This window comes from Pseudomonas sp. URIL14HWK12:I5, assembly GCF_900176445.1.
GTDB classification, from domain to species: domain Bacteria; phylum Pseudomonadota; class Gammaproteobacteria; order Pseudomonadales; family Pseudomonadaceae; genus Aquipseudomonas; species Aquipseudomonas monteilii.
In genome coordinates, this window is the sequence record NZ_FWXQ01000001.1 from 879,244 (window position 1) to 893,224 (window position 13,981).

General features: G+C 59.9%; 15 protein-coding genes. 5 read left to right on the forward strand and 10 right to left on the reverse strand.

Going from position 1 to position 13,981, the window contains the following annotated elements; all coding sequences use genetic code 11:
* Positions 1-187 precede the first annotated feature (187 nt).
* Positions 188-679, forward strand: coding sequence for a hypothetical protein (locus B9A31_RS04085; protein ID WP_019097452.1), 492 nt, complete (start codon positions 188-190; stop codon positions 677-679).
* Positions 676-1,329 (forward strand): OmpA family protein, encoded by a 654-nt coding sequence (locus B9A31_RS04090; RefSeq protein ID WP_025754286.1) that lies wholly within the window; start codon positions 676-678, stop codon positions 1,327-1,329. The genes B9A31_RS04085 and B9A31_RS04090 overlap by 4 nt, the downstream gene beginning before the upstream one ends.
* A 21-nt stretch (positions 1,330-1,350) precedes the next feature.
* Here B9A31_RS04090 and B9A31_RS04095 read toward each other — a convergent pair whose 3' ends face one another.
* On the reverse strand, positions 1,351-1,698 hold the full coding sequence (locus B9A31_RS04095; RefSeq protein ID WP_019097451.1) for a hypothetical protein: 348 nt from the start codon (positions 1,696-1,698) through the stop codon (positions 1,351-1,353).
* Between the two features lie 114 nt (positions 1,699-1,812).
* Between B9A31_RS04095 and B9A31_RS04100 the strand changes: the two genes are divergently transcribed.
* Entirely contained in the window at positions 1,813-2,424 is a 612-nt protein-coding gene (locus B9A31_RS04100) for a hypothetical protein (RefSeq protein WP_019097450.1), read from the forward strand.
* A gap of 69 nt (positions 2,425-2,493) precedes the next feature.
* Positions 2,494-3,246, forward strand: coding sequence for a FliH/SctL family protein (locus tag B9A31_RS04105; RefSeq protein WP_025754284.1), 753 nt, complete (start codon positions 2,494-2,496; stop codon positions 3,244-3,246).
* A gap of 41 nt (positions 3,247-3,287) precedes the next feature.
* On the opposite strand, the gene B9A31_RS04110 is transcribed toward B9A31_RS04105, so the two are convergent.
* The 9 genes from B9A31_RS04110 to B9A31_RS04150 all read right to left on the reverse strand — a co-directional run bounded on the left by B9A31_RS04110 (position 3,288) and on the right by B9A31_RS04150 (position 11,174).
* Positions 3,288-3,722, reverse strand: a complete 435-nt coding sequence (locus tag B9A31_RS04110; protein WP_019097448.1) for a hypothetical protein — start codon at positions 3,720-3,722, stop codon at positions 3,288-3,290.
* 14 nt (positions 3,723-3,736) lie between these two features.
* Positions 3,737-4,162, reverse strand: coding sequence for a hypothetical protein (locus B9A31_RS04115; RefSeq protein ID WP_019097447.1), 426 nt, complete (start codon positions 4,160-4,162; stop codon positions 3,737-3,739).
* A 78-nt stretch (positions 4,163-4,240) separates the two neighbouring features.
* Complete coding sequence (locus B9A31_RS04120) at positions 4,241-5,443, reverse strand: hypothetical protein (protein ID WP_177325278.1); 1,203 nt, start codon at positions 5,441-5,443, stop codon at positions 4,241-4,243.
* Positions 5,444-5,587: 144 nt separating this feature from the next.
* Complete coding sequence (locus B9A31_RS04125; protein ID WP_232062873.1) at positions 5,588-6,679, reverse strand: M23 family metallopeptidase; 1,092 nt, start codon at positions 6,677-6,679, stop codon at positions 5,588-5,590.
* 55 nt (positions 6,680-6,734) lie between these two features.
* Positions 6,735-7,904: a hypothetical protein gene (locus B9A31_RS04130; RefSeq protein WP_019097443.1), complete on the reverse strand. Its 1,170-nt coding sequence runs from the start codon at positions 7,902-7,904 to the stop codon at positions 6,735-6,737.
* Positions 7,905-7,911: 7 nt separating this feature from the next.
* Positions 7,912-9,048 carry a hypothetical protein gene (locus B9A31_RS04135; RefSeq protein ID WP_019097442.1) on the reverse strand — a complete coding sequence of 379 codons (1,137 nt, stop codon included), beginning with the start codon at positions 9,046-9,048 and terminating at the stop codon, positions 7,912-7,914.
* A 1-nt stretch (position 9,049) separates the two neighbouring features.
* Entirely contained in the window at positions 9,050-9,805 is a 756-nt protein-coding gene (locus B9A31_RS04140; protein WP_019097441.1) for a hypothetical protein, read from the reverse strand.
* A gap of 12 nt (positions 9,806-9,817) precedes the next feature.
* Positions 9,818-10,663, reverse strand: a complete 846-nt coding sequence (locus B9A31_RS04145; protein WP_019097440.1) for a hypothetical protein — start codon at positions 10,661-10,663, stop codon at positions 9,818-9,820.
* Positions 10,656-11,174, reverse strand: coding sequence for a type IVB secretion system protein IcmW (locus B9A31_RS04150; protein WP_084296674.1), 519 nt, complete (start codon positions 11,172-11,174; stop codon positions 10,656-10,658). The genes B9A31_RS04145 and B9A31_RS04150 overlap by 8 nt, the downstream gene beginning before the upstream one ends.
* A 368-nt stretch (positions 11,175-11,542) precedes the next feature.
* Between B9A31_RS04150 and B9A31_RS04155 the strand changes: the two genes are divergently transcribed.
* Positions 11,543-13,936 (forward strand): TonB-dependent siderophore receptor, encoded by a 2,394-nt coding sequence (locus B9A31_RS04155; RefSeq protein WP_025754278.1) that lies wholly within the window; start codon positions 11,543-11,545, stop codon positions 13,934-13,936.
* The last annotated feature ends 45 nt before the right edge of the window (positions 13,937-13,981 follow it).

The window sequence follows — 13,981 nt, forward strand, 5'->3', positions numbered from 1 at the left end:
GGCAGGGATTCAAACCTTGACGGCACAGGGCCTCAAACTCATACTAGCCATTAGAATAAACATTTTTCTGATAGGTCATTTTGACAGTTGACAGGATGTCGAGCGCTGGCGAGTACCCTTCGTTACCGGTTGCACAGACGTTTGTACTGGAACCTGGCGTTCTGGCCCTTACAAGGAGTTTCATGGCATGTCCTACCCGCTACCTCCACTTGCCGTGGTGCCGGGCCTGAGGCTGGTTGGCGATCGCCGCGCCGCCTTGTGGCTGTTGTCGGTGCCTTTGCTGGTGGCACTTGTGGCGTTTGCCATCGCAGTCGTTGCAACCCTGATGGGTGAAATGGCCGAAGGTTCGCCACGCTTTTATGCCGCTGCGCTTTCCCTGTCTGCACTGTTGCTGAGTGTGATGCTGCTGCCCGCCTACCTGCTCAGCCTGGGCTGGTACGCATGGTGGACGCGCGACGGTGACCACCAGAGGCTGCGTCTGGGCCTTTGGCTTGCACCGCTGGTGGCGCTTCTGTTCGCGTGGTTCCCGGCCACGCTGGTGCCCGGTCTGCAGCCACTTGGCCAGGATGCCGTCGACCCGCTGCGCACCTATTTGCTGGCAGGCATGCTTACCCTGATGCTGGGGTATGCCTGGTCCGTCATCGTTTACCTGATCTTGCGGTACTGGAGAGATGTATGAGCACCATTATTGCCACCCCTCGCCGGGTGCTGCCGCTGATGCTGGCCGTGATGTCGGCAGTACTCGCCCCGAGGGCTTTGGCGGGGTTCGAGGTAGTAGAAAGCGCTGCTGCGCCGGTCCCCTACCACTCATCTACTGTCCAGGGCGGTGATACGGCGCAGATGCAGCAAACCATCCATGCGTTGAACGTCGAGATCCAGAGCCTGCGGGTTCGCCTGGCAGCAGCAGAGGCCGATGCCAATGGTAGCCGTCAGGAGTTGCTGGCGATTCGGGCGCGGCAGGACCAGATCCAGTCTTCGATCAACCACATGACCCTGAACTTCGCCTTTGGCCACTCGCGCTTCAACCCCAGTGCCGAGGATGGCGATATTCTGGTGCGCTCTGCGCAGGACGCGCTACAGGTGAAGATCATTGGCTTTACCGACAGCGTCGGCACGGTCGAGGCGAATCGGCGTGTTGCCTTGCTGAGGGCACAAGCCGCAAAAACATATCTGGTGCGGCGCGGTGTGGCGGCAGCGAAGATCAGTGCCGAGGGACAAGAGGGCGACTACATTGCCTCGAATGAGACCGCGAGTGGCCGCGCCGCCAATCGCCGGGTTGAGTTCGAGTTTTTCGGCCAGTACCAGGCAAGTGCGGCCCCTGCTCGATAGCGGCGGGGCCATGCCTGCAAGTCAGGCCTGCAAGCGCATGTCGTCGAGGAACAGTCGCGCCTCGGCGGCAGCGGCAATGGTAGCGTCTGCAGGTGCCTCCCAGGCTACGCCGTTGTAGCGCAGGCTGTAGCTTTCGCGGCAGGAATGAAAGCCGATATGGGCCCAGTCAATGCTTTCACTGCCCGTCCATTCACCCAGAATCTCTGATCGCGCCGGGCCGGCTGCCCGCCGTTTTTCGATCTGCGCGACCACGTTGGCGAACAGGCGCAGGTTTTCGAGGTCGATGCTGACCGAGGCGGGACCAATGTTCAGCACGCCACCGACATTGCCGGGCGCTGGGTGAAATGCACAGTGAAACGGATGGGTCATGGGTACTTCCTATGAGGTCTGGGCTGCAAACATACAAAACACAAACAACTGAAAGTTGGACCTGTCTTCAGGTTGAAGTTCAGTCTAGTCCAGACGGTGTGAGAGAGTTTGAGCATGTATTCGCTGTACGAACTTGAAGCTTTTGTGGCGCAGGCCATCAGTGGCGATGTCTTCGAGCAATCGGGCGGTGGTTTCGTCGGGGTAATGGCCAAGAGTGTGCCTGCCATTCAGAAAGACATTCCGGCAGCGTTCGAGATGTACACACTGCTGGGGCATTTTCTGAAGTCGCTCCCGCTTCGCCAAGGTAGGCTAACCTTCGACGCCGCAACGCTCATGCTGGAGCCAGGTATCGTGGTGGACAGTGAGGAAGGCAAGGTGGTGGCATTGCTGCCAGTCCAGGCCCATCAGTTGAGTGAGGTGGCGTTCTGGCTGGCCGACGCACTGCCTAGTCGAGAGGTCAAGGCCATGCCCGGAATGCTTGCGTTGATGTTCACTGTAGAAACCCATGACGAGGTGAAACACCTGCTGCCGGAATGGCTGGCTGCATTTTATGTCCAAGGTGACGGCAGGCACTGCGTTCCAATCCTTGCCCTCAAATCGGTGTTGGAAGATGAGCGCTTTGGCGGGGATTGGGTTGCGGTTGCCCTTCACAGGCTGACTGAATTCGCCCTGCCCCAGGCAGATGCCCAGCAGGCTGCCGGGGCCGAAATCAGAACAACCAGGTAACCGCACTGCCCTGTACCAGGCTTTGCCGGTGGGCATGCATGACGACATGCGGATCGAAGGAGGTAGCAAATGGATCACAACTGGGGTGCGGGCAGGCGCGGTGGCGGCCTGGACGGCGGTTATACCGGGTCGCTTGACCATGCGATCTCCAACCTGCATGTCGGGCGGAGCCAGGGGCGTCAGGAAGGGCGCAAGGAGGGTTTCGATGAAGGGCATTCCCACGGCTATTCGCAAGGGTGGGACGCCGGTGCGGCGTGTGCCAATGAAAAACTGGAGCCGCTGAGGGGCTACGTCCGGCAGTATTTCGAGGAGGCAGTGCAGCTAAGGGCCGTTGTCGAGCGCCAGGAGACAATGATCGACCTGATGTACCAGCAGCTCTCCCAGGTCGCCAAGGCAGGCAAGCACGCCGCGAGCGGGCAGGGGACTGGAATGTCGGAAGCGCTCGAGGCGTTGCAAAGCACCAATGACTTGTTGCAGGCAAGGGTTGAGGTAATGGATGAGCATTATGCAGCAGCGCTCGAGCAGTCCAGGTTGCGAGACCAGCAGTACAAGCGCAGCTTGGTGTTCATGCAGGCGGTGCAAGGGCTGCTCGAGGAGCTCGTCGCCGACGATACCCCTGAGGCACTGCACATCCGGCAGCGTTTTGTTGAGCGTTACCAGAACCAGGTTGCCCATGGGTTACGAGGCGGGGATATCCAGGTTGCCCCGGAACTGGACGAGGTGTTCCAGAAGCTGTTGCCCGAAACCCAGCAATTCATTTTGAGGATGCAGCAGTCCGTCGCCCCAGGGCAGGACGCTGAGGGCTCCGATCCAATGCTTTAGGCCCTCGGGCAGGGCCAGCACTTATCGAGGGCCTTGCCAGGCTATGGGAGCGGTTGATCCGCGGGTGGGGTTGCTGGAGGCGGGTAGGGCGACTCGTGGCCAGGGTTGGCTGGCGCGTCTGGGCTACCTGGGGCGTCGACAGGTGCGCAGACCAAGGCAGTGCGCACCTGCGCCGGATACTGCTGCACCTGATACCCGTAGGCAGGCGGTTGGCGTACCTCGGGCGCCTGGCACGTGCCTTCGATCACGCCCTGCTGCGGCGTGGAAAAATCACAGCTTTCACCTTCATAGCGATTGGCACACGAACGGTAGGCAGAGACCGGCGTCACCTGCTTCGGCACGGGCACATAGATAGTGGTGTTGCGCGGTAGCTCTTGCCATTGCTCTTCAGCCCCTGCGGGAGGGGCCTGAGTTTGAGCAGTACTTGCCAGGGCCGATGCACTGAACGCCAACACCAGTGGCAGGATCGCTTTCACGGGCGCCTCCAGGGTCACATGCCAGGTTCGTAGTCCGAACCACTGCGGTGCGAGGGGGCCGGGTCGCTGTGGTCCAGGCCGGCATTCACTTCCACGCCGCGTTCTTTCATTTCGCTGATCATGTACTCGTAGCCGACGGTGAAGTGAGCCAGGTCGTACCCTGGGTCGGCATCCTTGATTTTCGAGGTCAGCTGAACGATTTCAAGCTTCACCGGGTCCGGGGTCTCGTCGGTATCCCAGTTGGTCGAGTGGTTTTCCAGGTTGTTCAGGTGGAAGGCCTGGCTGAAGGGCTTGCCGTCCACCGTGATCTCCTTCGCCAGCTTTTCATACAGGTTTTTACCGCCCAGGCCTTCGTCCAGCTTGGCATCGACTACCCGCAGGAAGTCCAGGTGGGCCTCCGGTGTGGCGGTGATTTCTTTCCAGCTGCTGTACTCGGTCATTCCGTTCTCCTTGCTAGGATGAATGCGTTTGCCTTCATGGCTCATTTCGGCATCGACTGGCCTGGCAGCATGCGGGCCTCATGGCGCCATGTCGTTGTCCTGCGAACCACCACCGGGCCTGTTGCGTACCAGGTTGACGATCCCTTTCACCATTTCTTTCAGTCGCTCGAAGATGCGCTGCATGGACTCTTGCAGTCGCTCCAGGTGCGATTGTGTTTCCCCTTCGAATGCAGGTGTGTCCGCCGCATTGCGATGGATGCTGTCACTGGACGTCTCGAGGCGATTCTTGAGCTTGTCGTAATGCGGATTGCCTTCGGTTTCGGGGTTCAGCAACTCTTCCTGCGCACGCCCGTATTGCCGGGTCCAGCCGGTGAGGGCCTTGTCCATGGCTTTTTTCTGGTCTTGGGCGTCAGGTGACTGCCCGACGGCGTCCACAAATGCCTCGTGCAAGTCGGTGAATTCACCGTCAGGCTTCATCTTCTCGATCACTTCGGGCACGGTCAGGCCGGCTTGCTCGGCACGTGCTTCGATCTGCTCACGAACCTGCGGCATGTTTTGGGCATTCCAGAAAGCCGTGTGGGCCTTTTCGTAGTTGCTGGCGGCTTTTTCGACCTGGTCCACCCGGTATTCGGACAGGCGAGGAAGGACCTGCACACGACCAGTCAATTCGTCGGCAACCGCTGGCGCCGGTGCGGTGTTGGCATCCTGGGTTTTCGCCCCCCCCTGCAAGGCATCGGCGAGGGCGCCTGCACCCTTGCCGATCCCTTGCAGGGCGGCCCCGGTCAGCGAGGCTACGCCACTCACAAGTTCGGCGCTGCCACGCAGCAGGGACTCTGTGCCGTTTGGCTGGTGCTGTGGCTGTTGGGCCTCTTTCGCGCTTGCAACATCCTTGTGCTCATTGAGCGACTCATTGATGCGCCGCACTTCCTCGGGGTCGAGTGAAGCACCTTTGGCCTTCATCTCGCCTACTACCTTCATCAGCGCATCGAGCGCGCCTGGATCAATTTCAGCAGCAGCTTGTGAAGCGGTGTTGACGGGTGATTGTGCAGTCCCCGGCGTTTGCTGTTTGCCCGCCTCGGCGTTGAATGCCTTCAGGGCTGCAGCATCGATCGTTTGCACGTTCCAGGTTCCTTGCCTGTGATCCAGGCGCAGGGGGGCGCCCAATTGCGCGGGCGTGCTACTCATGGCCCGCTCAAGCGCAGGGTCCTGGAAGGTCAGGTTACCTTCAGCGGTTTTCAGGGTGATGCTGTAAACGTTTTCGCTGACACCGTCTTTGTTCAAGGGTGCTGCGCCATGATGGACCAAAATGCCTGCATAACTCCGCCCTGGCTGGGCTGTTTGCCCGGCAGCAGAATCAGCGACGGCTTGATCAGGCTTATTGAGGTCTTTGGGTTCCATCTGTGTTTACCTTTCGTGGGCGCCGCGTTATTCAATGGATCTGGACACAGCTCCTTGCTGGGCGCGGTCATGCGCCCAATCGGTCTGTGCCCTTTGACCTGCCAATTTCTGCGACGCGTAAACGGCAAGTAATGCTTCAACTTTTTCCTTCTTGCGATAAATCGCTTCCGCCAAGTAATTGCTGACACCTGTCGCCCGGTTGTAGTCCACCCACAGGGCGCGGCTGGAAACATGCGTGATGCTGTTGTTCCACTCGGCATCGCTGAACCGTCGGGTGGCTTCGGTCATTATCATTTCCGAAACCGACATGGCGTCGTAACCACCGATGGGGGCTGTCGGCAAGGCACCATAGCCATCGGAGTCGGACAAGTACATCGCAGGTGTTTTTCCATCTGCTTCTGCCAGCGCTGCATCGGCGTTTGCCGCTGCCACTTGCACGGGCTCGGCGGTGGAGTCTGGCGCAACGCCGCCAGAAGGTACATTGCCGAAAAGTTTTTCGTGCTGCGCCTTGGTGTCCTTGCCCAGAATAGGGTAGTGCTCCGGGTGACCGTCCTGAATGGCGTAAGTTTGGCAGAAATAGGGGGCCGGGTCAGTCTTCCAGCCAATCCCGTCCTGGCGGTTGAACACCGGCGGTAGCTGGGCTGGGTTGAAGGGGCCGCGCTGTGCGTTTTCGGAAAACGCCTTGGCCCGTGCTGTGTCCTTGCTGGATGTGCCGTAGGTGAAGTGCAAGTGCTTGGTCATCGAGCTGCTGGGGGTGTTGCCCGAAAGACCCAACTGTTGGCCGGGTTTTACCTTGGCCCCGCGTTTGACCCCATTGGCAAAGCCGCTGAGGTGGTAGTAGGCGACGATATCGCCATTGTCCCGCTTGATCAGTACGGCGTTACCTGCAGACCCACGCAACCCGGCGAAAGTGATTTCACCTTCGGTAGTGGCGTACACCGGCTGCGAAGCCCCGCTGGTGGAGAAGTCCAGGCCATCGTGCATATGCGCTTTCTTGTTGGCCGAGCCAAAGTTGCCGGCGCCGCCGCCCCGAAACTTGCCGAAACGGCCAGAAACAATTTCCTTGTCGGTCGGCGATACCATGCAGGTATCTGCAACAGCAATGTGAGCGCCGGCCATCAGCCCCAAGGTCACAACGCCACGCAAGATCGTTTTTCTCATCCCTGGTGCTCCGTCACTTCACGCTTTGCTGCATGTTTTGCCTGGCCGCATCTGTCGATGCTTTGCTGGTCTGTCCGCCAGCCGTGCTGACGTTCATCGACACCAGCGATGCCAGCTGGGCCTCCATGCTTTCGTACTGGCGGTACTGTTTTTCCTGGATGGCCAGGTCCAGTGCCTTGATCTTCAGCAGCTCGACCAATGCGCCGCGCTCGTTCTGTGCGGCCATCACCCGTGCCCAGCTGTCGTACTCGGCCGTGTTGCCGGAGTAGCGCTTCACTTCGTTACGGAAATGCACCGCCAAGGGCAGGTCGGTGCCTGTTTCCTTGCCTTCAACGCCCGAGTAGTCGAGCTGGATTGCCTTGAGGCTGGAAAGTGCAGGTGAAATCAGCGCGTCCTTCCGGGCCTTGGAAAGGGCGTAGTCCTCGGCGGCGGACGATTGGCCCGCCGATGTCGGCACCGGGCCGTCAGGCAGGCCGGCAACGTTGTTCACGAACCCGACCTTGGCCTGATACAGGGTTTCATTTTCCATGGCAGGTTCGAACAAGGTGGCCACGGTCAGGTCGGCGCCCGGCATCGTACCCACCGATTTGCACAGGCCCGAATCTGCCTGGTCCTGGGTGCAAAATGGCTTGCGCGCCTCTATCAGCGCTGTCTGGGCGCTGATCGGTTCGGCGTAGGTCCCGGGGGCGGCCACGATCTCTGCCTTGACCCGTTGGCGAACCTCGGTGCCCATGTCGGCATCGCGGTTGCTGATCAGTGTTCGGGTCGAGAAGACTTTGCAGGGCGAGAAGCCTTGGCCAAATTCGCCGCCATAGTCGAACCGCGCCTGCTTCACCCGTTGCGTCTGGGCCAGTATCTTGAGGCCGGTGGCTGTCTGCTGGGCCGCATTGCGCCCGGCCTCGGCGACGGTGTTGGCTGCCAGTGCCTTCTGCTTGGTCATGACTGCAATGGCGGAGGTCAGGCGCTGGCTTTCGGTTTCGAGCAGGGCCGAGAGGGATGCATCGACCGCGGACACTGCGCCGTTAAGCGCCTGGGTGGCAGCCGTGAACGCCGGAGCCACGGTGTTTTCCTGGTACTGAGGAGGGCAATAGGCCCAGGCGAGTGTGGAGGTGAGGGCCAGTGAAGCGCCGAACGACACCTTCCATTTGCGCGCCTCGCGCGTTTCGTCGAATTCCTTTTTCATGGCGACCTCACTTCACCGACCGTGCAGCGTTTTCAGACAATACCTTCTGGTACCGCGCTTCCAGCGTGGCGTCGAGGCTATCGGAAGAGGCAACTACCAATGTTGCCAGGTTGGCCAGTAGGCGCTGGTTCTGCTCGTACTGCTGCTGATGAATCCAGACCTCGAGCCCACCCATCTTGGCGGCCTCCATCAAAAGCCCGCGCTGGGTCTGGCGCGCCAGGTTGCCCGACCACTGCTCCGCTTCCTTGCCGCCGAAGTACTGGTTTACACGCAGCTTGAGCACCTCATTGGGCGATTTGTCGCCGAATGCCTTGCTACGGGTGTTGGCGGCATTGATCATCGACAGGCTGTAGGCTGGTATCGACAGCATCGAGTCCTTGCGGTTTTTCTGCATCATGTAGGTTTCACCGGCCGGTGTCGCGCCGGCGTCCTTGGTCAGTGCCTGGTCGGGCGGGCCGATGACATGCTGGATATAGGCCGTGCGTGCTTCGGTGGTCAGCGAGTTTTCTTCCGCAGGTTCGAACAGCAAGGCAGCGTTCGTGTCCCCGCCGGGCAACGTACTGAGTGAGCACAGACCGGCGTTTGCCTCCGCCTCGGTACAGAACTTGTCGCGATGCTGTTTGAGGCGTTGCTGCATGGCCTGGCCCGTCGAGCTGACCAGGCGCCCCGGGGACGCATCCAGTTCACCCACCGATGCCTTGGCCTTGGCCGCCATGGTGCTGAAGGCAATGTCCATCGACTTGTTTTTCGCCACAGTTCCGCAAGGGTCGAAGCCCTGGCCGGTCGCGGCGTTGAAGTCGAGGTAGGCTTGAGCAACGGCTGAGTTCTGTTGCTGGGCGCGGACAGCGTTGACCAACTGCTCGGAGGTTTGCCGGTTGTTGTCTGCAACCACGTTCGCAGACAGCGCCTCTTGCTTGGTGGCAATGGCCACTGCCGAAATGATTTGCTCGAACTTGTACGTCATCTGACTGCCGAAGCTCGTGCCAAAGGCACCAATGTTGGCAGAGACCGTGCCAGTCAGGAGCTCTATCTGCGCAATCGTCCAGGCTTCTGCCGGGCCGAAACCGTACAGGGCGCCGTAGGAAACACTCGAAAGCATCGTCGACCCTACGACAATGCTGGCCAGTTTGAGCCGAAAATTCATATCACTGCCCTGTGAGCATTGGCACGCGACGGTCCGTCACTTGCCCTACAAGAGAATTGGCCGCCATCGCACTCATCGCCGAATCGGCAAGCTGTTGCGACTGGGCTGCATTGCACGCCACCGAGGTGCAGTCGATGTGCGCTTCTGCACGTTGATCGGTGATCATCGCGGTGTAGGCATACGCTGCAGCCTCGCCTTCAGGGGCGAGGGTTTTCTCGCTGAAGGGGCCGGCGTAATCGGTGTCCCACCCCTGCATGCCGTTGGCATTGAGTGAGCACATACCCTGCCTGGCCTCGGACACGGTGCAATAGGTATCGCGGTGCATGGCCAGGGTTGCTTGGTCCGCAGCGGCCTTGGAACCGACACGCTGGGAAGCGTAGGTGGCCATCAGCCGCGCGGTATCCTTGTCACGCTGTGAGACAGCTTCGACGAACAGCTTGCCTTGCTCCTGGGCTGTGCACTTGATGCTGACCGGCTGCCCGACTGCGGAGTCGAACGTGGTTGCAGCCTTCATGACCCGGTCGGACATGTCGATGGCCCCTACCGCGTTGGCCAGCTGTTTCTTCGAATCGCTGTCCACCTGCGATACAACGTTGGCCGACAGCGAAGTTTGCTTGACCGTTACCGACCAGGCACTCATCTCGGTCTGCATGGTGCTGATGAACGTCAGCACCGAAGCCCAGGACAGTGCCTGTGCAGGCAGTGCCGTAGCGCCAAGGCCAAGACCAACGGCCAGAACAGCCGCGACTTTCTTCATTGCCTGCCCCTCTTAGTTGAACAGGCCGGCAGCCGAGCTGGAGGACCCGCTGCTCGAACTGGAAGGCGCGCTACTGGTGCTGCTTGAGGAGGTGCCGGACGAGGTGCTGGCTGCAGGCGCTACGGTATTGGTTGTCGCTGCGTTGCTTGTAGTTGTACCTCCGCCAGTGCTGGCTCCACCGCCGAAGTCGGTCTGTACATAGTTGAACGGGTTTACATCCACTGTGTAGGTAGCCTCGTAACCGGCAGCTGCGTTGTGATAGCTGCTGCCCAGGTTCGGGTCGAGCGAGGTCATGCCCTTGCTGACCAAACCGTTGGTCAGGCCATTCAGGTCGCCCAGCGAAGTGCCGCTGCTGACCTTGCCAATGGCCTGGTTGATCGGGCTGGTGACCATCGACGTAACCTGCTGGATTGCCGTACAGACCTTTTTCTGTGCGTACTGCAGAACAGCAGCCTGTGCAGAAGCCAGGATGCTACCCAGGCTCGGGATAGAGCCGGACAGGTCGAACAGGCTGCTCAGGCCGCCGAAGCAATCTGCCGTGGCGCTGAACAGAGACTCGACATTCGGTGTTGCCGATGCCAGCTCGGTATGAATCTTCAGCGCATCGTTGATGGAGGCGCCAATCGTCCCTTGCTTCGTGCCATCGGCGCAGTCCTGCGCATCGGCCTTGATCGCATCGGCTACCACGGAGTCTTGCTGCGAAATCAGGCTGCTCGATGTATCGCCCAAGCTGCTGGTGGCGGCGAACGCTGGGCCGGCCAGCATCAGCCAGGCCCCCAGCACGCCACCGAGGACTGCGCGTTTGCCCACAGATTTGCCTACCGCCACAGCGACAGGGTTCAGCCGTCCGTTATACATCTGCGTAACTCTCCATGATCTGTGATATCTCGCGCAGCCGCTCCCCGGAGAAAATCTCGCTGAGCAGGTGAGCTTTGCTGAAGGCATCCAGCCGGTGACGAAAAGCCATCAGCGCTGCGGGTTGCGACAAATCGCCCGCCAGCAGTGGCGCCAGCGCCCTAGTGAATGCTTCGTTGCGTTGCGCGACATACCGGACCAGGTACATGCAGCGCGAAGAGGTGAGGTGGGCCAGCAGTTCGGCGAAATGCTGCGGAACCTGGTGCAGCGCGCGCGCGTACGCTTCGACGAAGGCCTGGATCTCCTGCATCAGTAACTGGATTTCGAACTGCTGAGCGGGGGCATCCTCATCGAAATCCACTGCCCACCGGTCAAGGCGGTCCATGGTCATCAGGAAACTCACCAGCCGGGCATTGCGCGACGACTTGGCGAAATGCCCAAGAACGCCATGTGCCGTGAGGTCAAGCTGGTCGATCGGCGGTGTGCCCGCGTCGGAGGTTGTGTATTCGTCCATTCCCTGCACTCGATTAAAGCATACTGAAATACGCTAAAATGCATCCTGTTTCTTATTCTCTATCAAAAATGTTGGCGTATCAACTTTTTGACAGGCTGGAAGCAAGAAAAGCCGAGGGCAATTGGCCATTATTTTCAAGTGATTGTGGGGAGGCGCCAGCACATGGGGCTGGCGCGGCAGGCACATTTATTTGACTTGTGGAGGGGATGCAGCGGCAGCTTGCGAAGCGCTACCAGTATCAGGAGCCGACGAAATAGCCAAAGCCGCTCATTTAAAAATAAATGAGGTGATTTCTCATTCTCGTTCGGCTTGTGTAGATAAGGCCGGATTACAGGCCAGTCAGCCGACCCCCGACACGGAGCGAGAGAATGAGTTTTTCCCCGGTTTCACAGCGCACCCCATTGAATCGTGCCCTGCACGCCGCACTCTTTGGTCTGGTTGTCAGCACTTACGCGCTACCGTCGTTGGCGCAGCCTTCGAGCGCTGACCACAGCAACCTGCTCAAGCAGTGGAACATTCCTGCCGGCCCACTGGCGCCGGCACTCGACCGCTTTGCGCGGGAGGCGGGGATCAGCCTTTCTTTTGAAGCGCAGAACGTGGCCAACCGCAACACCCAAGGGGTGCAGGGCGCGCTGGATACCCAGTCGGCATTGTCGTCGTTGCTGCAAGGGACCGAGTTGCAGCTTGAACAGCAAGGCCCTGCTGCCTACCTGGTGGTGCCGCAACCAAAGCCTGTCGGCCCTTTGGAGCTCGGTGCGACCGAGGACTATCGCCTTGCGCCCATCATCATCAACTCCAAGGTCAAGGCCAGTGCCGATGACGACATCAACTCGGTGGTTGCCAAGGAACTGTGGGTAGGTGGCAAGGTGGCGACCAGCATCCTCAATACGCCAGCCTCCGTGTCTGTGGTCACCAGCAAGGAAATGCAGCAGCGCAGTGTCAGCACCACGGAAGAAGCGCTGCAATACACCCCTGGCGTGGTCAGCGACTTCTACGGCTCGGACGACCGCAACGACTACTTCCAGATTCGCGGCTTTCAGGCCACCACGTACCGTGACGGCCTGACCTTGAGCTCGATGCGGGGTGTGCGCGAAGACCCTTACGCATACGAGCGCATCGAAATTCTGCGAGGCGCCAACTCCACCCTGTTCGGCCCGGCAGACCCGGGGGGCTCGTTGAACTTCGTGACCAAGCAGCCGCGCTTCGAAAAGTTTGGCCAGGGTTACGTGACCTATGGCTCCTATGACCATGCCGAGACCGGCATCGATGTGGGTGACGCCCTGAACGACGAACAGACTTTGGCCGGCCGCTTCACTGCCAAGATGCAGAACAGCGACCGCGAGTACGACCATTCGCAGGACGACAACCGCTTCGTGATGGGTGGCCTGACCTGGGCACCTACCGACTTCACCTCGGCCACGGTGATCCTCGACTACCTGAAGACCAACAGCTCGCCAAACAGCGGTGGCTACCCACTGGACAAGGAATACGACCGCAGCGATTTCTACGGCGAGCCCGGCTACAACTTCCACGATGTCGAGCGCACCAGCCTCAGCGGCAACATCACCCACGACTTCGACAACGGCTTTACGCTGCGCAGTAACCTGCGCTACAGCGAGTTGAGCGATGACTTTGGCTATGTCTACCTGAGCGACAGCGCTTCGCGGGTGGGTACCACCATACCGCGCTATGTATTCGGTACTGACAGCGATGCCGACCAGCTCAACGGTAACCTGATGCTGCAATACGATGCCCAGTTCGAGCACATCGACAGCAGCACCCTGGTGGGTGTGGAATACCTCGACTCGAGCACCAAACAGAGCTCCGTCTACAGCCTGGCCCCCTCCATCGATATCGCCAACCCGGTATTCACCGGCGTGCCGGGCGGTGTTACGCCCTATACCCGCAAGAAAAACGACGCCACCACCAAGGCCGTGTTCCTGCAGCAGAACCTGTCCTTCTACGACCGCCTGATCGCAACAGCGGGTGTGCGTAATGACTCCATGGACCTGTCCAGCACGGAGTACGTCGGCGGGGTGAACAAGCAAAGCGACAACTTCTCTGAAACCTCCTACCGTGGCGCGCTGACGTACATCGTCAACGATGAAGTTTCCACTTACGTGAGCATGGTGGAGTCGGTTTCGCCTCCGCAGGTTGGCGTAACGCCGCAGACCGGCAGGCAGTACGAAGTGGGCGTGAAGTACTCGCCACTGGGCATGGATGCGTTGTTCTCTGCTGCCGTTTATGACCTGACCCAGGAAAACGTCACCATCGCCGTCGTGCTGCCGAGCGGCATCATCGAGCAGCAGACGGTGGGTGAGTCACGTGCACGTGGCCTGGACCTGGAAGCCAAGGCGCAAGTCACGCAAAACCTCAGCCTGATCGGTGCCTATTCCTACATGGAAACGGAGGTGCTGCGCGGTGCGCTGTATGACGGCACTTCGCTCAAGGGCAAGGAATTCACCGTGGCGCCGAAGCATACGGCTTCGCTGTGGAGCTACTACGACATTGCCAACACGGATGTGAGCGTTGGTCTGGGGGCTCGGTACGTAGGTGGCTATTACATGGATGCTGCCAACACCAAGAAAAGCGACGGCACCACACTGTTCGACGCGGCGCTGAACTACAAGATTGCCAAGGGGACAGACCTTGCACTGAATGTGAGCAACCTGTTTGACGAACAGCATGTGGTGGGGTCGGGGACGGCGAACTATTACAACCCGGGGCGGGAGGTTACGGCCAAGTTGAGTTATAGCTGGTAAGGCGAGGGGCAATGCTGTAGCGCCCGCAGCGTGGCGGGCATTGCC